A 21606-nucleotide genomic window follows, 5' to 3' on the forward strand; every position below is an offset into this window, starting at 1 on the left:
GGCGGCAGCCCCGCCGGCGCTTGTCCTGAATCATTTTGTGGATCGCCTGCCGCTGTTACCCCACACTGGGCAACGGCGGAGAACCATGATGGCGGCGGGGTGGATGAAGACGGCCCTGCTCGTCGTCCCCGCCACCGGCCTCGCGGTGGGCCTCGCCGCGCCGCTCCTCGGCTTCCCCAATATCGCCCGGCCCGCCTTCACCGCCGCCACGCTGGTGGTGATCGCGGCGCTCCTGGCCGAGATCATCGCGAGCCTCAGGCGCGGCGAGGTCGGGCTCGACATCGTCGCCCTCCTCTCCATGAGCGCCGCGCTGGCCATTGGCGAGACGCTGGCCGCCAGCGTCGTCGCGCTCATGTATGCCGGTGGCCAGAGCCTTGAGGCCTTCGCCGAACGCCGCGCCCGCCGCGACATGGTCGCCCTCCTCGCCCGGGCTCCCCGCAGCACCCGCCGCTACGGGGCCCATGGGCTGGAGGAAATCGCCCTCGACGCCGTGGCGATCGGCGACCGCCTGCTCATCCGCCAGGGCGAGACGATCCCCGTCGACGGCACGGTGACGACCGATCTCGCCGTGATCGACGAAGCGGCGATCACCGGCGAATCCGTGCCGGCCCAGCGCCGCCACGGCGAGCAGGTCATCTCCGGCTCGATCAATGTCGGCGCGCCCTTCGACATGCGGGCGGACCGGCTCGCCAGCGACAGCACCCTGGCCGGCATCGTCCGCCTCGTCGCCGCGGCGGAGGCCTCGAAGGCGCCGATGTCGCGCCTCGCCGACCGCTACGCCATGGTCTTTCTCGCGGTGACCGTGGTGCTGGCGCTGGCCGCCTACATCCTCAGTGGCGATCCCGTGCGCGCCGTCGCCGTGCTCGTCGTGGCAACCCCCTGCCCGCTCATCCTCGCCGTGCCGGTGGCCCTCGTTGCCGGCCTGTCGCGGGCGGCAGCGCGCGGCATCCTCGTCAAGGGCGGCAAGGCGCTGGAGGCGCTGGCGCGCATCGACGTGCTCGTCCTCGACAAGACCGGCACCCTGACCCATGGCCGGCCGCGCATCACCTCGGAGCTCGTCTTCGACGGGATCACGCCGCGCGAGCTCCTCCGCCTCGCGGCCTCCGCCGACCAGGCGTCGCAGCACGTGCTGGCGCGTCGTCTCGTGTCGGAGGCCGAAGCGCGCGGCCTCGACCTCGCCGTTCCGGAAGCGGCGGAGGAGGTGCCCGGAGAGGGCGTCAGCGCGACCGTGGAGGGACGGCGGGTCAGTGTCGGCGGCATCGCATACGCCGCGGCGCGCGCCGATCTCGGCACGGGCGATGACGAGGCCGCCGACAATCTCCGCCGCCTGCGTGACGGCACGGGCGTCGTCGTCGCTGTCAGCGTCGACGGCCGTCTCGCCGGCGGCTTCCTCATGGTCGACGAACTCCGCGCCGGCTCCCACGCCCTGCTCGACGCCCTGCGCGCCGAGGGGCTGAAGCGCATCGTGCTGGCGACGGGCGACCGCGCCGGCGTCGCCGAGGCGCTGGCGGCGGACCTTCCCGTCGACGAGATCCGCTCCGAGCAGACTCCCGCCGACAAGGTGGCCGTCGTGGTCGCCGAGCGCCGCCATGGCGCGGTGATGATGGTCGGCGACGGCGTCAACGACGCCCCGGCGCTGGCGGCCGCCGATATCGGCCTTGCCATGGGGGCGACGGGCTCGGCCGCCGCTGCCGAAACGGCCGACGTCGTCCTGCTGGTGGACCAGCTCTCGCGGCTGAGGGAAGCCCTCGTCATCGCCCGCCGCGCCCGGACCATCGCGCTGCAGAGCGTGGTCGCCGGCATCGGCCTGTCCCTGGTCGCGATGGTGGCGGCGGCCTTCGGCCTGATCGCTCCGGTGCAGGGCGCGCTGCTGCAGGAGGCCATCGATGTGGCGGTGATCCTCAATGCGCTGCGGGCCCTCGGCGGCCCGGTTCCGGCGGAGATCCGCTGACGCTAGGGAACAGGTGAGGCGCTCCCCGCATTGTCAGGGGATGAGCAAGACACCACCCGATACGACACCCGCCGAACCGAAGCCGGTGAGCCCGAAGGCCCAGCCCGAGGGGCCGCATGCGCGGCCGGACCTCATCGATCCCGACAAGACACCGGGGTCGGGGATGTTCCCCCAGCCCGGCACCAAGGATTCCGAACCCCCCGCCGGCTAGCGCGGCGCGGACGCGTTGGTGCGGCGATCCTGGATGAGCGTCAGCACCACCGTGCAGAGCATGAAGCCGGCCGCCACCGCGAAGACGGCCGTCGGCAGGCCGCGGTCGAGCAGCGCCGCATAGAGCAGCGGGCCGACGAGCCCGCCGAGGTTGAACCCCGTCGAGACGATGCCGAAGACCACGCCCTCCGAGCCCTTGGGCGCGGCCGCGCGCACCAGCATGTCGCGCGACGGGGTGATGATCCCCGACAGGAAGCCGGCACAGCCGAGCATGACCGTCACCACCAGCACCGGCGGCTGGGTGAGCGCGAGCGTCGCTGCAATGATCGCGGTGCAGAGATAGGCGCCCGCCGCGACGAGCCCGTGCCGGGCCGTGCGGTCGGCGACGAAGCCACCCGCCAGAACGCCCATGGCGCTCATGAACAGGAACAGCGTTAGCGCCGTGTTGGCGCCGGCGAGGTCGATGCCGTAGCCCATGACCAGGGCCGAGGCCGAGAAGGACGAGATACCGCCGGTCGACAGGCTGAGCAGCATGAACATCGCCATGAGCGACACCACCGCGCCGGTGATGAGCCGGCGCCGGGGCGCGCCCGCCTTGGTGTCGCCGGTAGCCTTCGACGGCGCGGGCGAGACAGCCGCCTCGCGGCTGAGACCCACCGGGAGCGCGGCGAGAAGGCCGGCAAGGCCGGCGAGGGTGAAGGCCGCCGGAACGCCGAGGAGCGCCGCCGTGCCGAGCAGCAGAACCGGCGCCATGGCCGTGCCGAGATAGCCCGCGAAGGTGTGGAGGGAGAAGGCCCGGCCCATGCGCGCGCCGTCGACCCCGCGGGCGAGCAGCGCATAATCGGCCGGGTGGTAGACGCCGTTGGCGAGCCCCGCCGTCGCCATCGCCACGATGAGCATCGGATAGCTCGGCATCACCGCCAGCATGAGGAAGCTCGACCCGCCGAGAACGAGCCCGGCGGTCAGCACCCGGCGATGGCCGAAACGGTCGCAGACCAGGCCCATCGGGCCCTGCACGATCAGCGAGACCAGGTTGAACACGGTCAGCGCCGCGCCGATCTCGAGGAAGCTGCGGCCGAAATGCCCGGGCAGCAGCGGCAGCAGCGCCGGCACGACCATGATGTGGACGTGGCTGACCCAATGGGCGAGCGAGATCTGCGCCAGCAGCCGGCGCTCGGCGCTGATCGTCGATATCGTCTCGGCCGGGGGTGAAAGGGTGGTCATCGCAGCCTCGCCATGGCGCGGGAATAGCATCTTTCGCGACCCGCATCAGCGCGCGGTGGCGCAAGGCAAGGGTGCTGCGATGGCGGCGGTATCAGATGGAGGGGGTTGGTGGAGCCAGGCGGGATCGAACCGCCGACCTCTTGCATGCCATGCAAGCGCTCTCCCAGCTGAGCTATGGCCCCAATCCGGCTCTTGCGAGCCATGCGGACGGTGGGCCGTCCGCAGGGTCTCCAGCGGGTGGTCCCGCGTGAGGAGCGCGTCTTTCGCACATTTCTTTTCCGCCTTCAAGCGACCCTGTGAGTTTTTTCAACGCCGTTCGACGGAGGTGGCATGGCCCCTCCGGCAGCCCCTTCCGCCTGGCCGAAATCATCGCTTGCCCCATGATCCTCAGGTCGCCCGCAACAGCTTCTTAAGGCGCCGCGGCTAGGCTGACGTCACGTTCATCCGCTGCATTCTGGGACCTGTGATCCGCAATGCCACCGGCCTCCATCATCGCCGAACTGGAAGATGCGCTCTCAAGCGGCGCCAGCCATCGCCGGGTCGAGACGCTGCGCCGCGTGACGGACCTGTTCCTCAATGATGCCGACCGCTTCACCGAGGAGCAGGTGGCGCTGTTCGACGACGTCATCACGCGCCTGTCGGACTCCATGGAAGTGGCCGTGCGCCAGGAGCTGGCCGAGCGTCTCGCGCCGGTGATGAGCGCGCCGAAGACGGTGCTGCGCTCCCTCGCTCAGGCGGACGAGATCGATGTCGCCCGCCCGATCCTGCTGCTCTCGGCCCAGCTCGACGATACGATCCTCGCCGACATCGCCCGCACCAAGAGCCAGGAGCACATGCTGGCCATTGCCGGCCGCGCCTCGGTGGGCGAGACCGTCACCGACGTGCTGGTGGAACGGGGCGATGCCCGCGTCACCCGCTCGGTCGCCGCCAACGAGGGCGCCCGCTTCTCCCCGAAGACCTATGACGCGCTGGTGGAGAAGTCGAAGGGCGACGACGTGCTCGCCGAGGCCGTCGGCCTGCGCAAGGACATCCCGCCCTATCTGTTCCGCGTCATCCTCGCCACCGCCCGCGAGGAGGTGAGGAAGCGCCTCGTCGCCTCGTCCTCGCCGCGCGAGAAGGTGCACCTGCCCGGCGCCATCGCCGGCGTCGCCGACCGCATCGCGGTGGGCACCGCTGGCCCCGGGCGCGACTACACCGCCACCCATCGTGCCATTGTCGTCCAGCACGGCCGCGGCGCGCTCGGCGAGGCCGAACTGCGCGCCTATGCCGAAGACGGCAAGACGGACGAGACGCTCTGCGCCCTGTCGGTGCTGAGCGGCGTGCCCATCGAACTGGTGGAGCGGCTGTTCCTCGGCGACCGGCCCGACCCGATCCTGATCATCGCCCGCTGCGCCGGCCTGTCCTGGCCGACGGTGAAGGCGGTGCTGGCGGCGCGCCATGGCAGCGCCGGCTCCTCGACTGCGGGCCTCGAGGAGGCGCGCGACAGCTATCAGAAGCTGACCTCCGGCACGGCCATGCGTGTCTTGCGCTTCTGGCAGGTGCGCGAGGCCTCCGCCGCGGCCGGCTGAGCCGCGGCGTCTCGCCGACTGTCAGTGCAGGCTGACCGTCTCCAGCTCGTTTTCCCAGGCATTCGCCACCGCGTCCTCGCGGCGGTCGGTCACCATGATCGGCGTGCCGTCGGCGGAGACGAGGGCGAAGAGGTCGATCCCCGGCGGCAGGGCCGGCGCCTGCGGGAAGGCGCGGGAGAAATCGTCGGACCGCATCGATTTGACATAGGCCACCTTGGCCACGCCCAGCTGGGCGAGGATCTCGGGGGCGATGGGGGAACGGTCGTTCATGCTCTAACCTCCTTCAAAGGCAGGTTGCGGTGCAGGATCAGTCCTGCGTCGCGATGTCGATCCGCCGTATGATCCGCTCGGGCTCCGGGCGGGCCAGATCGATCGACAGGAGACCATTCTTCAGGTCGGCCCCCATGACCTCCATCCCGTCGGCGAGCACGAAGACCCGCTGGAACTGGCGGGCGGCGATGCCGCGATGGATGAAGTCGCGCCCTTCCGTGTCCTCCTGCTGGCGGCCACGGATGAGCAACTGGTTCTCTTCGACGGTGACCTCGAGCTGCTGGCGCGTGAAGCCGGCAACCGCGAGGGTGATGCGCAGGCGTTCGGCTTGCGTCGGCGTCGCGGCGATCCGCTCGATATTGTAGGGCGGATAACCCTCGGCACCCTTGGCGACCCGGTCCAGGACCCGTTCCAGCTGGTCGAAGCCCAGGAGGAACGGCGAGGAGAGAGACGGCACGCGTGACATGGACGAGGTCCTCGGAAGAGCGACATCGACCGGGCCCCGAAGGCACCCGGCACGCCGGACGGCACCGGCGCTGTCCGAATATGGCAATGCTCCCCCGCCCCTTCAAGGACCGCGGGACGGCGAGCGCCGGCCGTCCTCAGCCGATACGCTTGCCGGTGTCCTTGTCGAACAGGTGCAGGTTCTCGCGGGCAGCGAAGACCGACATGGCCGTGCCCGCATCGAGCAGGGCCTTGCCCGGCAGGCGGGCGATCATGTCCTGGCCGGTGCCGCCGATGGGCCCGTAGACGAAGGTCTCCGACCCCACGGCCTCCACCGCCGAGACGGGGAAGGTGATGCCCACGCCACCCTCGGGCAGCGGGCCGGTGGCGGGATGGAGATGCTCCGGGCGGATGCCGAGGATGGCGCCGCCCGCCGGCACAGGCAGGCCCGCACCGCCGGTGAGCCCGTCCGTGGCGATGCCGCCGGGACCGCCGGCGACGGGAATGAGGTTCATCGGCGGGGCGCCGATGAAGCTCGCCACGAAGGTGGAGGCCGGCTTCTCGTAGAGGTCGAGCGGCGCGCCCGCCTGTTCGACCTCGCCCTTGTTCATCACCACCAGCACGTCGGCGAGCGTCATCGCCTCCAGCTGGTCATGGGTGACATAGACCGAGGTGACGCCAAGCGCGCGCTGCAGCTTCTTGATCTCGACGCGCATCTGGATGCGCAGCTTGGCGTCGAGGTTGGACAGCGGCTCGTCGAAGAGGAAGACCTGCGGCTTGCGCACGATGGCGCGACCCATGGCGACGCGCTGGCGCTGGCCGCCGGAAAGCTGGCGCGGCTTGCGGTCGAGGAAGGGCGTGATCTCGAGGATGCGGGCGGCTTCCTTCACGCGCGCGTCGATCTCGTCCTTCGGCGTGCCACGGTTGCGCAGGCCATAGGCCATGTTGTCGTAGACGCTCATGTGCGGATAGAGCGCATAGTTCTGGAAGACCATGGCGATGTCGCGCTCGGCCGGCTCCAGTTCGTTGACGCGCCGCGCGCCGATGCGGCACTCGCCGGAGGTGATGGTCTCCAGCCCTGCGATCATGCGCAGCAGCGTGGACTTGCCGCAGCCCGACGGGCCGACGAGCACGCAGAAGGCGCCGTCCGGCACATGGATGTCGACGCCGCGCACGGCCTCGACATTGCCGGCATAGACCTTGCGGATCTGGTCGAGAACGACCTCGCTCATGAGTGGGTCCCTTATTTCTCAGTCTCGACCAGGCCCTTCACAAAGAGCCGTTGCATCAGGATGACAACCAGCACCGGCGGCAGCATGGCGAGCACGGCGGTGGCCATGGCGATCTGCCATTCGGTGAGGGCGTCCTGGGTGACGATCATCTTCTTGATGCCGATGACGATGGTCTGCATCCCCTCTCGCGTCGTGATCAGCAGCGGCCAGAGATACTGGTTCCAGCCATAGATGAACTGGATGACGAAGAGCGCGGCGATGGAGGTGATGGAGAGCGGCAGCAGCGTGTCGCGGAAGAACTGCATCGGCCCGGCGCCATCGATCTTCGAGGCCTCGACCAGCTCGTCCGGCACCGTCATGAAGAACTGGCGGAACAGCAGCGTCGCCGTCGCCGAGGCGATGAGCGGCACGGTGAGGCCCATATAGCTGTCGAGCAAGCCGAGATCGGCGACGATCTTGTAGGTCGGGTAGATGCGCACCTCGACGGGGAGCATCAGCGTCACGAAGATGACCCAGAAGGCCGTCATCCGGAAGGGGAAGCGGAAATAGACGATGGCGAAGGCCGAGATGATGGAGATGGCGATCTTGCCGATGGCGATCGTCAGCGCCATCACGAGGCTGTTCAGCATCATCAGGCCGACCGGCGAGCGCGAGGAGCGCGCCGTGCCCTCGAACAGGGTCTGCCGGTAGTTCTCCAGGAAGTAGGGTCCGGGCCTCAGCGGCATGGTGCCGTTGGAAATGGTCGCGGGGTCCCAGGTCGAGGCGACGAAGGCGACATAGACGGGGAAGGCCACGACGAGGATCCCGAGGGCCAGGATCACGTGGGGCAGGAACGAGAAGAAGCTCTTGCGCTCGACCATCAGTACTGGACCTTGCGCTCGATGTAGCGGAACTGGATGGCGGTCAGCCCGATCACCAGCACCATCAGGACCACCGACTGGGCGGCCGAGCCGCCGAGGTCGCCGCCGAGGCGGCCGTCGGAGAAGACCTTGTAGACCAACGTCGTGGTGCCCTGGGCGGGGCCGCCGCCGGTGACGGAATCGATGATGCCGAACGTGTCGAAGAAGACGTAGACGATGTTGACGACCAGCAGGAAGAAGGTGGTCGGCGACAGCAGCGGGAAGATCACCGTCCAGAAGCGCCGGACGGGCCGGGCGCCGTCGATGGCGGCGGCCTCGATCACGCTCTTGGGGATCGACTGCAGGCCGGCGAGGAAGAAGAGGAAGTTGTAGCTGATCTGCTTCCAGGTCGCCGCCATGACCACCAGCGCCATGGCGTGGTTGGCATTGAGCTGCGGGTTCCAGTCGAAGCCGAGCGCCCGGATGGACTGCGCCACGAGGCCGAGGGACGGCTGGAACATGAACAGCCAGAGCACGCCGGCAATGGCCGGGGCCACCGCATAGGGCCACATCAGGAAGGTCTTGTAGGCGCCGATGCCCTTGATCTGCTTGTCGGCCTGGACCGCGAGCAGCAGCGACAGCGATAGCGAGAAGACGGTGACGAGGGTCGAGAAGACCAGGGTCGTCAGCATCGACCGGTAGTAGTCGGGATTGGCGAAGAGGACGGCGTAGTTCTCGAACCAGACGAACTCGGTCGACAGGCCGAAGGCGTCCTGGATCAGGAAGGACTGCCAGACGGCCTGAGCCGCCGGCCAGTAGAAGAAGATGATGGTGATGAGGAGCTGCGGCATCAGCAGCGCGTAAGGCAGGATCTTGCCGTCGAAAACGACGCGCTTTTCCATGACGATCCCCTCAGACGGCACCGGGGCGGGCTGAGGCCCGCCCCGATCCGATAGACACAATGATGGTCAGCGCGAAACGGTGCGCTCGAACTGCCGGAGCATGGTGTTGCCGCGCGACACGGCGGCGTCGAGAGCCGCCTGGGCGCTCTTCTGGCCGGCCAGCGCCGCCTCGATCTCCTCGGCCCAGACGTCACGCATCTGCACCATGTTGCCGAGACGCAGGCCGCGGGAGTTCTCGGTCGGCGGCTTGTTGTTCAGCTGCAGGATCGGCGTCTCGAGATAGGGGTTCTCGCGGTAGAAACCGGAGGCCTTCACTTGCTCGTAGGCGGCCTGCGTGATCGGCAGGTAGCCGGAGTCGGTGTGGAGACGAGCCTGACGATCCGTCTGCGACAGGAAGGCGAGGAACTTCGCCACGCCACGATATTCGGCCGCCGGCTTGCCGCCCATGACCCACAGCGAGGCGCCGCCCAGCGTCGCATTCTGCGGCGCGCCGGCAACGTCCGGATAGTAGGGCATCGGGGCATTGGCCCAGTCGAACTTCGCGTTGGCCTTGACGTTGCCGTAGAAGCCCGAGGAGGTCAGGAAGATCGGGCATTCGCCGGAGGTGAAGCGGCCCTCGCCGGTATTGGTGCGGCCCGAATAGGAGAAGGTGTTGTCGCGCTGCAGGTCGATGAGGTTCTGCAGGTGGCGGACATGCAGCGGCGAGTTGAAGCGCAGCTCGGTGTCGAAGCCGTCGATGCCGTTGGCGCGGGTGGCGAGCGGCACGTTGTGCCAGAGCGAGAACTGCTCGACGTTCAGCCAGGTGATCCAGGCCGAGGAGAAGCCGCACTTGTCGAAGCCGGCGGCGCGCAGCTTCTTGGCCGCTTCGAACACTTCCGGCCAGGTCTTCGGCGGGGCGTCCGGATTGAGGCCGGCGCGGCGGAAGGCGTCCTTGTTGTACCACATCACCGAGGACGAGGAGTTGAACGGGAAGGACAGCATCTCGCCGCGGGAGGTCGAATAGTAGCCGGCGACGGCGGGCAGGTAGGCCTTCGGATCGAAGGGCTCGTTGGCCTCGGCCATCAGCTGGAACACCGGCTTGATGGCGCCGCGGGCGGCCATCATCGTGGCGGTGCCGACCTCGAAGACCTGGAGGATGTGCGGGGCGTTGCCGGCGCGGAACGCCGCGATACCGGCATTCATCGTGTCGGGGTAGGAGCCCTTGTAGACCGGCACGACGCGGAACTCGGTCTGGGTGGCGTTGAAGTCCTGCGCAAGCTTGTTGACGACGTCATTGTTGACGCCGGTCATGGCATGCCACCACTGGATCTCGACCTGGGCTGCCGCCGGAGTAGCGGCCATCATGGCTGCGGCCGTGGCCGCGAGCATGAAACGACGGTTGAACATGAAATAAACCTCCCAACGGACGCCTTGCGGCGGCGGTGCGGCTTGCGGCAAGGGCCGCGCCGTTCTGGGTCCGCCAGACGACGGACGGGTGACAGTTTAGTGAAGGTTCGATGACAACGTAAGGGGCGCTATGTCCAGCCTGCGCGGCCCGGATCGCCGCGATTTATCCACACGAACCATGCCGGAACGCCTCAAACCCGGTGATAGGGATGGCCGGAGAGGATCGTGACGGCGCGGTAGAGCTGCTCCATCGCCATGACGCGCACGAGCTGGTGCGGCCAGGTCATGGCGCCGAAGGAGAGCACGAGGTCAGCCTCGGCGCGCAGCGGCGCATCGAGCCCGTCAGGTCCACCGATGACGATGGTCGCGGCCTCCTCCGAGGCATCCTTCCAGCGTCCAATCTGTGCGGCGAAGTCGGCGCTGCCGAGGCTCTTGCCGCGCTCGTCGAGCAGCACGAGCCGTCCGGCCTTCGCGCGGCGGATGGCGGTGGCTTCCTCCGCCTTGCGGGCGGCCACGTCGGCCGCGCGGCTTTCGTCGAGCGTGATCGCCTCCACACCGCGGAAGCCAAGCGCCTTGCCGGCCTTGGCGGCGCGGTCCTGGTAGCGGGCGGCGAGCTCGGTTTCCGGGCCCGCCTTGGTGCGGCCGACGGCAAGAAGGATCAGGCGCATGGCATGAGCCGCATCGATGCTCCGCGGCGCCGGCGCCGATCAGCCGATGATGTCAGCCGGCGAGCCGGTCGCCCGGACGGGCGGCGGACCACATCTTCTCGAGATTGTAGAAGGCGCGGACCTCGGGCCGGAAGACATGGACGATGACGTCGCCCGCATCGACGAGGACCCAGTCGCAGGCCGGCAGGCCCTCGACACGGACCTGGCCGACGCCGGCTTCCTTCAGCGCCTTCATCAGATAGTCGGCGAGCGCGCCGACATGGCGGTGTGAACGGCCCGAGGACACCACCATCGCATCGGCGATGGAGGTCTTGCCCTTGAGGTCGATCGCCTGGATCTCCTCGGCCTTGTTCTCTTCCAAGGTGTCGAGGACGAGTTTGAGGACGTCCGCGGGCGCGGTGCTGGCCGTCGGAGTCCCGGTGGGCGGCGCGCTGGCGGCCGAACCCGGCAGGGTTGTGGTGGACAGGGTCCAATCCTCTCTGCTTCGCGCCGCAAGGGCGCAACGAACCACATCATAGCCGAAAACGTGACGTTTGAAAAACCGTTCCTCATCCGGAGCGGTTGACCCGGCGGCCGAATGCCCCGATCTGAGGGCGATGAGGTGCGCGATCCGCAGCATGAGCCCGGCCGGGGCTTCCGACCTCACCGCCTGGGTCCAAGCGGTGAGCGGACGGCTCATGCCGCTCCTGCTGCCCCTTCTCCTCGCCCTCGGCCTCGGCATCGCGACGGCTCCCGACGCCCGCCATGCAGGGCCGGACCTGGCCGGCGGCTGGGAGCGGCAGGCCGATCTCACTGCCGTCCTGCGGCCCGCCGCTGCGATGCGCGCCGCGATGCGGCCTGCGGTGGCGAAGCCCGGAGCCGGCGCCGATGCCGGCGACGATCGTATCGCGCCACCCCGTCCCGACGTTGCCGCTCTCGCCGAGAGGGGCCATCGGGCCGCGCCTCAGCCCCCGGCAGCCCCTGCCGCCGGTGAGGGCGTCCGGCGCCTTCGCCCCGAGCCGCGCGCGCCGCCGGCCTGAGCCCGCGCCAGCACACCCCATCCCTTCATCCGCCACGCATCCGGCCGCCCGCTCGGGCGGCGATGCCACGCCCTGCCGTGGCCGTGGCCCGTATCGAGCACATTCCATGTCCCTGCAGCATCAGGCCAACCCGCGCCCCGCCGCGCCCATCGTCATCGACCATGAGCCCCTCGCCGCTCCGGCCCGCGAGACCGCACGAGAACCCGCTGCGCCGCCCACCGGGCCACGGCGGCGCGAGGACGATTTCGACGTCCTCGCCCTGGCACCCTCGCGCTACGACCACATCGACAGGCTCTATCGCAACGTCGTGCTGGTCCTCTTCGCCATCGGGCTCGCCGTCGGCTTCTGGTTCAAGAGCTGATGCGGCACGGGGCGGCGGCCCGCCGCCGCCCCGGCTTGACAGGGGAGGCCTTCACCTCAATACTTAACTAATACGTTAAGTGAATACCGCCGGCGTCCGCGCCGCGCTCCCCCACTCACCCCTTTCGAAAGGCGCCCGCCATGACCGACCGCCAGGTCCCCGCCAAGGCCGTGATCCCCCATCTCAACGTCGAGGGCGCCGCAGCGGCCATTGCCTTCTATGCCGAAGCGCTCGGTGCGGAGGAGCTTTCGCGGATGCCGTCCCAGGATGGCAAGCGCCTCCTGCATGCCGACCTGCTGATCAACGGCTCGCACGTCTTCCTTCACGACGATTTCCCGGAACATAGCTTCCCCGGCACCAATTTCGGCGCTCCGCCGCGCATCGGCGGCAGCTCCGTCACGATTCACCTGCGGGTGGAGAGCTGCGACGCCTGGTACGAGCGGGCGATGAAGGCCGGCGCCACCACGGTCATGGCGCCGCACGATGCCTTCTGGGGCGACCGCTATGGTCAGGTGGTCGATCCCTTCGGCCATTCCTGGAGCTTTGCCCATCCGCTGGCGAAGGCATGACGACCAGCGCCATGAAAGGACCTCGCCGCATGCTCTATGCCCTCGTCGCCATCGCCGTGCTCATCAGCGGCGCCCTCGCCTACGCCGCCACGCGGCCCGACCATTTCCGCCTCGAGCGATCGACAATGATCGCGGCGCCGCCGGAGCGCATCCAGCCGCTCATCGCCGACTTCCGGCAATGGCCGCGCTGGTCGCCGTGGGAGGAAAAGGACCCGTCCATGACCAGGACCCTGTCCGGCGCCGAGAGCGGCGTCGGCGCGGTCTATGACTGGAGCGGCAACGGCAAGGTCGGCACGGGCCGCATGGAGATCCTGTCGGCGGAGCCGCGGGCCGTCGCCATCCAGCTCGACTTCCTCAAGCCCTTCGAGGCGCACAACCGCGCGGAGTTCACGCTCGTCCCGGGTCCTGAGGGCACCCGCGTCACCTGGGCCATGTCCGGCCCCCAGCCCTTCATGGCGAAGCTGATGAGCCTCGTCTTCGACATGGAGCGCGTGGTCGGGCCGGACTTCGAGGCGGGCCTGGCGAAACTCAAGCGCCAGGCGGAGGGCTGACTCCGCTCTCAGCCGTCCCCCGACAACCATCCCCCCAAGACCAACAGGAGGAACGACCATGTTCGGAGAACCGCAAGGCGAGCATCGCTGGCTCGACCGCTTTCTCGGCACCTGGACCTATGAGCACGAATGCCAGCCGGACCCGGACCAGCCGGTCCAGAAGCTCAAGGGCCGCCAGACCTTCACCTCGCTCGGCGGCTTCTGGATCCTCGGCGACGGCACCGGCGAGATGCCGGGAGGGGGCGAGGCGAAGATGCTGCTCACCATCGGCTATGACCCGGCACGCAAGCGCTATGTCGGCTCATGGATCGGTTCGATGATGCCGAACCTCTGGGTCTACGAGGGCGCTGTCGACGCCTCGGGCCGCATCCTCACCCTGCAGGCCGACGGCCCGTCCTTCTCGGGCGATGGCACCATCGCCACCTATCAGGACATCGTCGAGGTGATCACCGACGACCACTATCGCTTCCGCTCGCAGGTGCGGCAGCCCGACGGCTCCTGGCACGTCTTCATGGAGGCCGACTACCGCCGCGCCGCCTGACCTCAGACGCGCTTGCGCAGCAGCAGGATCACCGCGACGGGCACGACGAAGCCGATGACCGTCGCGGTGATGAGGAGATCACCCAACTCGCCGTAATGGCCGCGGTTCACCGTGAAGATGTGGTTCAGATACTTGGTCTGAAGCTGGCCTGCGACGAGCGCGAGGTTCATCAGCGAGGCCATCAGCGCGAACCACGTGGCCCGCTGCCCGTCGGGCGCATAATAGGCGATGAGCGTCAGCATCGGGATCATCGCGAGATCGGCGAAGGGCGAGGTCGTCGCCGCGTCCACCACGGCGATGGTGCGGGCCCCGAAGCCGAAGGTCGCCTCGGTCCAGTTGGCGAGGCCGTAGAACAGGCCGATATTCGGCAGCGACAGGATCGTGCCGGCCACGGCGATCCAGAACAGCACCGTCGTGACGGAATATTCGGTGAGCTGGCGGGAGAACAGCCACATGGCGCCGATGGCGATGATGGCCGAGGTCTGGCGCAGGATGCCGTAGAAGGCCTCGTCGAACTTGAGGACGTCGAGGGTCCACCAGAAATAGCCGTCGCCGACGCCGGGTGTCGCACGGAAGGCGAAGATGATGATCGAGGCGAAGATGATCGCCTGACGGGTCTTCGGCTCCACGTCGCGGGTGACCATGTGCAGCATGGTCAGCACCACCGCCATCGAGACGACGAAGACCAGCTCCTGCGCGAAGGGCACGCGCAGAAGCGCCGTGCCGACGACGAAGGTGCCGAAGGCCAGGCCTCCGCCGAGGATGCGCCAGTCGAGCGGCTGGCCCTCCCCGGTCTCGCCGCGGGCGAACATCACCCCGGTGATGGAGATGAGCGGAATGGCGAGGCCGAAGAGGAAGACATGCTCGCGGCTGAAATGATGCGCCAGCCAGCCCGAGAGCCCGGCCACGGACAGGATGCCGATGCCGAGCGCGAGACGGCCGAGCACCTGCACCATCGCGAGGTCGGTGCGGATGTCGGCATCGGGCCGCGGCTGGCCGCTCTCGTCGACACGATCGACGACCTCGGAGGACATGGCATCGGCGACGACATCCTGGATGACCGCCCCCAGCACGATCGCAACGGCGCCGAGCACATAGGCGTCATCGGCGGGCAGGAGCCTGAACCAGCCGCCGGCAGCCCCTGCCAGGATGATGAGGCCCGTTCCGGTGAATCCCGCGCCGATCAGCACATAGGCGCGTCGCCGCGAGCCGAAGATGGCGACGCCGTCGACCAGCTGGCCGAAAACCATCTTGATGGTCCAGGGCAGGCTCAGCCAGACCGCGACGCCCGCAAGCTCGGCCGGCGAGAGCGACAGGCTCTCCTTCACCCACATGTCCCGCGACACGTCGATGATGCCGAGCGCCCCATAGGCGAAATAGACCATGAGCAGCGGCACGTACGCCGCCCGCACCGCGCGGACGGGCCGCATGATCCCGTCCTGCCACAGGGCGGCAAGGCGCGACCGCAGGCCAGTCTCGGCCGGGGCTGGGCCCGGCGCGGTGGTCGATTCTGTCACGATGAGAACCCCGGGCGGTGGAGACGCCTGTCTTCCACCCGCCCGTGCATCACGTCAATGCCGCCGGCTCAGCCGGCGTGGCAGGCCGTGCCCTTCGGCGCCTTGGCGCAGGCGACGGCGCCCAGCGTCTCGGCGATGCGCTCCTCGCCGGCCTTGCGCGAGGCGACCGGCCATTCGGCGACCACCTCGTCATGGCGGCGGAACACGACCTTGAAGGGGCGCGCCTTGAATGCGGTGGGGCGAATGTCTGCCGTCAACGTCATTGCGACCTCCCTCTGCGACTGCTTTGCGATACGTCCGCAGGGAACAAAATGGTCACGGCGACAGTGTGGCGCATCCCCGAACTTTTCCGTGGCGCGATCACACAATTGCGAGCAGCCGGCTAAGCGCCGGCGAGCGCCCAGACCGCGGTCTTCTTGATCTCGAGATCCTCGAGCTCGCGCGTCACCGGCACCATGTACTCGGCGCGCTTCTCGAGATGGTCCCGCGGCAGGTAGGTGCGGCCGGGATCGCCGATGAGCACCGTGCGGCCGGCTTTCGCCAGCGGCTGGAGCCAGGCCATCATCGTTGCGGTCATCGACCGCTCGTAGCAGACGTCACCGGCGAGGATGACGTCGAAGCCCTCATCGCGCCCGATCGCATCGCCGGTCATGGCGGTGATAGCGACGCCGTTCGCCGCGGCATTGAGCCCGACCGCCACCTCGCAGAAGGCGTCGATGTCGATGGCGGTGACCGCGGCCGCGCCCGCCTTCGCCGCGGCGATGGCGACGAGGCCGGACCCGGTGGCGACATCCAGCACGCGCCGGCCCGCCACCGTCTCGGGATGGTCGAGCACATAGCGGGCGAGCGCCTGACCGCCGGCCCAGGCGAAGGCCCAGAAGGGTGGCGGCAGCCCGATCTCGCCGAGCTCGTCCTCGGTCTTCTGCCACAGCGCCGTCGCCTCGTCGGCGAGGTGCAGCACGATCTCCGGCGCATGGGGCACGGCCATGAGCCGGGTATGCGTGCGGATGAAGGCGGCGCGGTCGAGGATGACGGTCATCGCGGCGGGCTCAATGAAAAAGCCGGGCGCGAAGCCCGGCTTGTTCGAAGGACAGGACTGACCCGCTCACTGGGTGAGGGGCTGGGCGCCCGGCATGCCGCCCTGCTCGGCGAGACGCTGGCGGTAGAGCGCCGCGAAATCCACCGGGTCGAGATAGAGCGGCGGGAAGCCGCCGTCGCGCGTGGCGTTGGCGATGATCTGGCGGGCGAAGGGGAACAGCAGGCGCGGGCACTCGATGAGGACGATCGGGTGGATCGCCTCTTCCGGCACGTTGGCGATGCGGAAGATGCCGCCGAAGATGAGCTCGAACTTGAAGAGCGTCAGCTCCTTGGTCTTGGCGTCGCCCTCGATGGTGAGCTCCACCTGGAACTCCTGCTCGCTCATCGGATTGGCGTTGACGTTGATCTGGATGTTGATCGCCGGCTGCTCGCTCTGCGGCATCAGGGAGCGCGGGGCGTTGCGGTTCTCGAACGACAGGTCGCGGACATACTGCGCCAGCACGTTGAGCTGCGGGGCCGCCTCGAGGGCGGGTTCACCGTTGGTGGTCATGGAGTTCTCCGCTGGCGCCGCTGGTCGTGCGGCATCGGGTTTGCGTCGGTGCGTGGCGGGCTCGCTACCACGCGCGGGCCCCGGCGGGCAAGGCGGAGCTTAGCCGGGCCCGGGCGGATTGAGGCGCGGATCGGTGGGCGGTGGGCGACGTTCCTCGCGCCAGTCGGCCGGTTCGAGATCGACGACGCCGGGCGGCGTCGGTCGCTGGGCCGGCGTCAGCGCACGGCCCGACAGGAGCCCGCCGATCGCCGGGATGAGCAGCACCAGCGCGATGATGTCGGTGACGAAGCCGGGAATGGCGAGGAGCAGCCCGGCAAAGGCCGTCAGCATCCCCGAGCGCGCCGCATCGCCAGAGACGAGCACGATGCCGCCGGAGCGCATGACCTGCGAGAACAGCAGCTTCGCCCCGCCCTTCAGCAGCATGATGCCGAGAAAGGAGGTGAGCAGGACGCCGAAGAAGGCGCCGAAGAAGCCGATCTGGCCCGCCACCCAGAAGAAGGTGGCAAACTCCAGGAAAGGCAGCGCGATGAGGCCGAGAACGAGCCAGCGCAGTTGAACCATCGGAGACCTCCGCGCCTGTGAGGTGGGAGCGGCGCGTTCCGGCCGCAAGACGACAACCCGTCGCGCCCCCTTTTTCAGGCGGCCTGCGGCGTCCGGCCCGCCATGACCTCGGCCATGATGGCGAGGTCGACATTCTGGCCCGACAGGATGACGCCGGCCTTGCGGCCCTTCAAGGCCTGAGCCTCGCGTCCGAGCGCCGCGAGGGCGGCCGCTCCCGCCCCCTCCGCCGCGTTGTGGGTGTCGGTCCAGTAGATCCGCATGGCGCTAGCGATCGCATCCTCGTCCACGGTGACGCATCGCGCCGCGCCCGCGGCGATCATGGCGAGCGCCTCGGCATTGGGGATGCGCACCGCCATCCCGTCGGCGAAGCTGGCGGCGGTGTTGGTCTCGACGACATGGCCGGCCGCGAGGGAGCGCGCATAGGCCGGCGCGTTCTCGGCCACCACCGCCACGACCTCCGTCTTCAGGCCGAGGAGATCGCGCGCGGTGATGACGCCGCAGATGCCGGAGCCGAGGCCGATCGGCACATAGACGACGTCGAGATCGGGATGGTCGGTGAAGAGCTCCAGCGCATAGGTCGCAACCCCCAGCACGAGGTCCCGCTGGAACGAGGCGGCGAACTCGTAGCCCCGCTCCCTGGCCAGCGCCACGGCATGGTCGCGGGCCTCGTCGAAGTCCCGCCCGTGCTCGACCAACGTCGCGCCAAAGGCCCGCATGGCGGCGTTCTTCTCGACCGAATTGCCATGGGGCACGACGATGACCGCCTCGAGCCCCGCCTTGCGGGCGGCGAAGGCAAGGCTCTGACCGTGATTGCCGCGGGTCGCCGAGACGATGCCGCGCACCTCCGGCCGTTCCCGCACCAGCCTGTCCATGTAGACGAGGCCGCCGCGCACCTTGAAGGCGCCGGTGGGCGTGTGGTTCTCGTGCTTGACCACCACGTCGAGACCGAAGCGCTCGGCGAGCAGCGGCCAGGCGAAGGCCGGGGTCGGCGGCATGGCGCGCCGCACCAGCTGCTCCGCGGCCCTGAGGTCGTCGAGGCTGATCGGGTCCATGGGTCAGGCCGCCCTGGCCGGGAACAGGCCGGCGCGGAGCAGCGCCGAGGGAACGGGCTTGCCGAGGACGCCGGAGAGCCAGCGCGCGGTGTCGATCACCGTGGCGATATCGAGCCCCGTGGCGATGCCCATCCGGTCGAAGGTGTAGAGCAGGTCCTCGGTTGCGACATTGCCGGTGGCGGCGGGCGCGAAGGGGCAGCCGCCGACGCCGCCGGTGGAGGCGTCGAGGAAATCGACGCCGGCCATGACCGCGGCGATGGCATTGGCGACGCCGGTGTTGCGGGTGTCGTGGAAATGGCAGCGCCACTTCACCGTCCGCGACAGGGCCTGCGCGCGGGCCAGCATCTCGGTGACCTGCGGCGGCACCGCACAGCCGATCGTGTCCGCAAAGCCGATGTCGAAGGGATCGCTGGCGAGCAGCGTCTCGACGATGGCCATGACCCGCTCCACCGGCACCTCGCCGTCGAAGGGGCAGCCGAAGGCGGTGGCGATGGAGACGGACATGGGCAGGCCCGCCGCCCGGGCGATGGCCGCGACCTCCTTCGTCCCCGCGACGAGGTCGGCGACGGAGGCATTCTGGTTGCGGTTGGCGAAGGTCTCCGAGGCCACGACGACGTAGTTGATCTGGGTGCAGCGCGCCGCGACCGCCCGCTCGGCGCCGCGGGCATTGAGCGCGAGACCGATGAGGTTGAGGCCGGGATGGCGGCCGACCAGGCCTTCCATCACCGCTTCCGCGTCGGCCATCTGCGGCACCCGCTTCGGATTGGCGAAGGACACGGCCTCGACATGGCGGAAGCCGGCGGCGACCGAGCGCTCCACCAGCGCGATCTTGTCGGCGGCGGAGACCATCACCTTCTCGTTCTGCAGGCCGTCGCGCGGAGCGACCTCGATGATCTCGACGGAACGGTTCTGGCTCATGGGCATCCTCCGGCGCCTTTGTCCGCGCTCGGGGTCATGATGGCAAGACCGCCCTCCCGCCGATTGGCGGCGCGACGGGTCCATGGCATGACGGTGCGCCGCCCGACAGAGGCGGGATTGGTTGAGGGAGAGACAGGCCATGGCACAGGCGCGCGCGGTTCGGCTGCACGGTTTCGGCGAGCCGGAGGTCATGGGCATCGAGACGCTGGAGCTCGCAGCGCCCGGCGCCGGCGAGGTGCAGATCCGCCAGACCGCCATCGGCTTCAACTTCATCGACGTCTACCAGCGCCGCGGCATCTATCCGCTGCCCACCCCGACCGGCCTTGGCCACGAGGCGGCCGGCGTCGTCGAGGCGGTCGGGCCCGGCGTCACCACCCTGAAGCCGGGTGACCGGGTCGCCTATATCAATGCGGGCATCGGTGCCTATGCCGACCGCCGCGTCGTGCCGGCCGAGCGGCTGGTGAAGCTTCCCGACAGCGTGTCGGACGAGGTGGCGGCGAGCCTCATCTTCAAGGGCCTGACCGCGCAGTACCTCCTGCGCAAGACGCATCGCGTCGGGCCGGGCGACCTGATCCTCGTCCATTCCGCGGCGGGCGGCGTCGGCCAGATCCTCGTGCGCTGGGGCAAGGCGCTCGGCGCCGAGGTCATCGCCACGGCCGGCGGCCCGGAGAAATGCGCCCTGGCCAAGCGCATCGGCGCCGACCATGCCATCGACTACCGCGACCCCGCCTGGCCCGAGGCCGTCCTCGCCGCGACCGGCGGCCGCAAGGCCCGCGTCGTCTATGACGCGGTGGGCAAGGACACGTTCCTGAAGTCGCTCGACTGCATCCAGCCCTTCGGCCTGATGGTCTCCTATGGCGCGGCGTCCGGCCCGGCGCCGGAAATCAGCCCGGAGGTGCTCAACAAGAAGGGCTGCCTCTTCCTCACCCGCCCCTCGGTCTTCCCGCACAATGCCGACCCCGCCGTGTTCCGCGAGAATGCCGCGGAGCTCTTCGCGGCCATCGCGGCGGGCCTTGTGACGGTGGATATCGGCGCGCGGTTCGCCTTGTCGGATGTGGCCGCGGCGCATCGGGCGGCGGAGGCCCGCGCGACGACGGGAGCGATCCTCATCACGCCGTGAGGCCCTACCGGTCAGCGAGGCGGGTCCAGCGGCGCAGCAGAATCTCGAGCGGGCCCTCCTTGAAAATCCTGAGCCACCCGGACGCGATCACATGCGTCATGGCGGCAATTCCCAGCGCGATGGCGAGGCATCCAGCGGCACCGACGGCCCCATAGAGCTTGAAACCGTAGCCGTTGAAGACAATGCCTGCGAGGATGCCTTCGAGGACATAGCATGTCAGCGACATGCGACCGGCGCGCGCCAGGAACTCCGGCGTTCCCCAGAACCGTGCTGCGCGCAGGATGAGGAGAAGGTAGGCGGCGGACAGGATCGGTGCCGCGACGGCGAGGAGCGAGAAGCCTGCGAGAGCCGCTAAACCCTCGCCCAACAGGCCGGACATCGACATGGCATAGATCGCATTGAGGGCAAGTCCGCCGGCAAGGAGCAGCGGCAGCGCCCGGTCGAGCCGCGCGTGAAGCGGCGAACCCCGCTCAAGAATGCCCAGCCTCGCAGCCGCGAGACCGGCTGCGAACGCGGCGAAGGCGACCGGACCGTTGAACAGGAGGACGAAGGCGAAGGCAGACGGCCATTCAGAGGTGCGCTGGGCGATGCTGTCGACCAGGCCTCCACGATAGCCTCCGCTCGCGGGCGGCGGCGGGAGTGAGGCGAGAAGCTCCGGTAGCACGGCCCCCAGAACCGCAAGGCCCGCGATGCCGAGGACGATGCCTGCCGCCATCACGCGATACAGGACGCGGAGCGGCGCGTTGCGGAGCAAGAGCAGGCCAGTCCCCAGCAGCGCATAGAGCAGAAGGATGTCACCGGCGAAGACCAGCAGTCCGTGGGCGATGCCGAGAACCGCAAGGCCGGTCAGCCGAAGACCGAGACGCCGCATCGCGGACTGCCCGGCGCGTTCGGCCGAGGCAATCTGCACCGCAAAGCCCCAGCCAAAGACGAACGAGAACAGGATGAAGAACTTGCCCTGAAACAGCCACTCGACGAGGAACTGGGCCACGGCATCCACGCCCACCTGGCGGGCGAGGGTGGGAGGGCCGGCAAGGAAGGGAATGTTCACCACCGCAATTCCGATCAGAGCGATCGAACGGAGCAGGTCGATATCGGCGGTTCTTGCCATGGTG

Annotated in this window: 25 protein-coding genes and 1 tRNA gene; 8 read left to right on the forward strand and 18 right to left on the reverse strand. The window is 69.0% G+C overall.

Features of this window, described 5'->3' with window-relative positions:
• Positions 1-103: 103 nt before the first annotated feature.
• On the forward strand, positions 104-1951 hold the full coding sequence (locus tag C8P69_RS07450) for a heavy metal translocating P-type ATPase (RefSeq protein ID WP_245901920.1): 1848 nt from the start codon (positions 104-106) through the stop codon (positions 1949-1951).
• A 207-nt stretch (positions 1952-2158) separates the two neighbouring features.
• Here C8P69_RS07450 and C8P69_RS07455 read toward each other — a convergent pair whose 3' ends face one another.
• Positions 2159-3385 carry an MFS transporter gene (locus C8P69_RS07455; protein ID WP_108175692.1) on the reverse strand — a complete coding sequence of 409 codons (1227 nt, stop codon included), beginning with the start codon at positions 3383-3385 and terminating at the stop codon, positions 2159-2161.
• A 106-nt stretch (positions 3386-3491) separates the two neighbouring features.
• Positions 3492-3567: transfer RNA gene (locus C8P69_RS07460), tRNA-Ala, on the reverse strand.
• A gap of 291 nt (positions 3568-3858) precedes the next feature.
• Here C8P69_RS07460 and C8P69_RS07465 point away from each other — a divergent pair.
• Positions 3859-4953, forward strand: coding sequence for a DUF2336 domain-containing protein (locus C8P69_RS07465; RefSeq protein ID WP_108175694.1), 1095 nt, complete (start codon positions 3859-3861; stop codon positions 4951-4953).
• Between the two features lie 21 nt (positions 4954-4974).
• Here the strand turns inward: C8P69_RS07465 and C8P69_RS07470 are convergent, their stop codons facing one another.
• The 8 genes from C8P69_RS07470 to rsfS all read right to left on the reverse strand — a co-directional run bounded on the left by C8P69_RS07470 (position 4975) and on the right by rsfS (position 11160).
• Positions 4975-5223, reverse strand: coding sequence for a BQ00720 family protein (locus tag C8P69_RS07470; protein WP_108175695.1), 249 nt, complete (start codon positions 5221-5223; stop codon positions 4975-4977).
• A 37-nt stretch (positions 5224-5260) separates the two neighbouring features.
• Positions 5261-5689: an Hsp20 family protein gene (locus C8P69_RS07475; protein ID WP_108175697.1), complete on the reverse strand. Its 429-nt coding sequence runs from the start codon at positions 5687-5689 to the stop codon at positions 5261-5263.
• A gap of 136 nt (positions 5690-5825) precedes the next feature.
• Entirely contained in the window at positions 5826-6899 is a 1074-nt protein-coding gene (locus tag C8P69_RS07480; RefSeq protein ID WP_108175699.1) for a sn-glycerol-3-phosphate import ATP-binding protein UgpC, read from the reverse strand.
• Between the two features lie 11 nt (positions 6900-6910).
• Positions 6911-7759, reverse strand: coding sequence for a sn-glycerol-3-phosphate ABC transporter permease UgpE (ugpE, locus tag C8P69_RS07485; protein WP_108175701.1), 849 nt, complete (start codon positions 7757-7759; stop codon positions 6911-6913).
• On the reverse strand, positions 7759-8640 hold the full coding sequence (gene ugpA / locus C8P69_RS07490) for a sn-glycerol-3-phosphate ABC transporter permease UgpA (RefSeq protein WP_108175703.1): 882 nt from the start codon (positions 8638-8640) through the stop codon (positions 7759-7761). Before ugpA ends, ugpE begins: the two co-directional genes overlap by 1 nt.
• Positions 8641-8706: 66 nt before the next feature.
• Entirely contained in the window at positions 8707-10026 is a 1320-nt protein-coding gene (gene ugpB, locus C8P69_RS07495) for a sn-glycerol-3-phosphate ABC transporter substrate-binding protein UgpB (RefSeq protein WP_108175705.1), read from the reverse strand.
• A 191-nt stretch (positions 10027-10217) separates the two neighbouring features.
• The gene (gene rlmH / locus C8P69_RS07500) at positions 10218-10694 is read right to left on the reverse strand and encodes a 23S rRNA (pseudouridine(1915)-N(3))-methyltransferase RlmH (RefSeq protein WP_108175707.1); all 477 of its coding nucleotides are present in this window, start codon (positions 10692-10694) and stop codon (positions 10218-10220) included.
• Positions 10695-10746: 52 nt separating this feature from the next.
• The gene (rsfS, locus tag C8P69_RS24180; protein ID WP_420541432.1) at positions 10747-11160 is read right to left on the reverse strand and encodes a ribosome silencing factor; all 414 of its coding nucleotides are present in this window, start codon (positions 11158-11160) and stop codon (positions 10747-10749) included.
• Between the two features lie 151 nt (positions 11161-11311).
• On the opposite strand from rsfS, the gene C8P69_RS07510 reads away from it, so the two are divergent.
• The 5 genes from C8P69_RS07510 (at position 11312) to C8P69_RS07530 (ending at position 13735) form a co-directional block, all read left to right on the forward strand.
• Positions 11312-11713, forward strand: a complete 402-nt coding sequence (locus C8P69_RS07510; RefSeq protein ID WP_170118157.1) for a hypothetical protein — start codon at positions 11312-11314, stop codon at positions 11711-11713.
• A gap of 106 nt (positions 11714-11819) precedes the next feature.
• Positions 11820-12074 carry a hypothetical protein gene (locus tag C8P69_RS07515; protein ID WP_108175711.1) on the forward strand — a complete coding sequence of 85 codons (255 nt, stop codon included), beginning with the start codon at positions 11820-11822 and terminating at the stop codon, positions 12072-12074.
• A 140-nt stretch (positions 12075-12214) separates the two neighbouring features.
• Positions 12215-12643: a VOC family protein gene (locus C8P69_RS07520; protein WP_108175713.1), complete on the forward strand. Its 429-nt coding sequence runs from the start codon at positions 12215-12217 to the stop codon at positions 12641-12643.
• 11 nt (positions 12644-12654) lie between these two features.
• Positions 12655-13194: an SRPBCC family protein gene (locus tag C8P69_RS07525; RefSeq protein ID WP_245901922.1), complete on the forward strand. Its 540-nt coding sequence runs from the start codon at positions 12655-12657 to the stop codon at positions 13192-13194.
• Positions 13195-13252: 58 nt separating this feature from the next.
• Positions 13253-13735 carry a DUF1579 domain-containing protein gene (locus C8P69_RS07530; protein ID WP_108175717.1) on the forward strand — a complete coding sequence of 161 codons (483 nt, stop codon included), beginning with the start codon at positions 13253-13255 and terminating at the stop codon, positions 13733-13735.
• A gap of 2 nt (positions 13736-13737) precedes the next feature.
• Here the strand turns inward: C8P69_RS07530 and C8P69_RS07535 are convergent, their stop codons facing one another.
• The 7 genes from C8P69_RS07535 to C8P69_RS07565 form a co-directional block, all read right to left on the reverse strand.
• The gene (locus tag C8P69_RS07535; RefSeq protein ID WP_245901923.1) at positions 13738-15252 is read right to left on the reverse strand and encodes an MFS transporter; all 1515 of its coding nucleotides are present in this window, start codon (positions 15250-15252) and stop codon (positions 13738-13740) included.
• 68 nt (positions 15253-15320) lie between these two features.
• The gene (locus C8P69_RS07540; RefSeq protein WP_108175721.1) at positions 15321-15515 is read right to left on the reverse strand and encodes a hypothetical protein; all 195 of its coding nucleotides are present in this window, start codon (positions 15513-15515) and stop codon (positions 15321-15323) included.
• A 119-nt stretch (positions 15516-15634) separates the two neighbouring features.
• Positions 15635-16291 carry a class I SAM-dependent methyltransferase gene (locus tag C8P69_RS07545; protein ID WP_108175723.1) on the reverse strand — a complete coding sequence of 219 codons (657 nt, stop codon included), beginning with the start codon at positions 16289-16291 and terminating at the stop codon, positions 15635-15637.
• Between the two features lie 66 nt (positions 16292-16357).
• Positions 16358-16840, reverse strand: coding sequence for a protein-export chaperone SecB (secB, locus tag C8P69_RS07550; RefSeq protein ID WP_108175724.1), 483 nt, complete (start codon positions 16838-16840; stop codon positions 16358-16360).
• A 99-nt stretch (positions 16841-16939) separates the two neighbouring features.
• Positions 16940-17401 (reverse strand): FxsA family protein, encoded by a 462-nt coding sequence (locus C8P69_RS07555; RefSeq protein WP_108175726.1) that lies wholly within the window; start codon positions 17399-17401, stop codon positions 16940-16942.
• A 74-nt stretch (positions 17402-17475) separates the two neighbouring features.
• A complete protein-coding gene (locus tag C8P69_RS07560; protein ID WP_108175728.1) occupies positions 17476-18453 on the reverse strand; it encodes a threonine dehydratase in 978 nt (325 codons plus the stop codon).
• 3 nt (positions 18454-18456) lie between these two features.
• On the reverse strand, positions 18457-19371 hold the full coding sequence (locus tag C8P69_RS07565; RefSeq protein WP_245901924.1) for a hydroxymethylglutaryl-CoA lyase: 915 nt from the start codon (positions 19369-19371) through the stop codon (positions 18457-18459).
• A 139-nt stretch (positions 19372-19510) separates the two neighbouring features.
• Here C8P69_RS07565 and C8P69_RS07570 point away from each other — a divergent pair, with 139 nt between their 5' ends.
• Positions 19511-20491, forward strand: a complete 981-nt coding sequence (locus tag C8P69_RS07570; RefSeq protein WP_108175731.1) for a quinone oxidoreductase family protein — start codon at positions 19511-19513, stop codon at positions 20489-20491.
• Between the two features lie 4 nt (positions 20492-20495).
• Here C8P69_RS07570 and C8P69_RS07575 read toward each other — a convergent pair whose 3' ends face one another.
• Positions 20496-21482: a DUF418 domain-containing protein gene (locus C8P69_RS07575; protein ID WP_170118165.1), complete on the reverse strand. Its 987-nt coding sequence runs from the start codon at positions 21480-21482 to the stop codon at positions 20496-20498.
• Between the last annotated feature and the right edge of the window lie 124 nt (positions 21483-21606).

Origin of the sequence: Phreatobacter oligotrophus (assembly GCF_003046185.1) — a bacterium.
Classification (GTDB): domain Bacteria; phylum Pseudomonadota; class Alphaproteobacteria; order Rhizobiales; family Phreatobacteraceae; genus Phreatobacter; species Phreatobacter oligotrophus.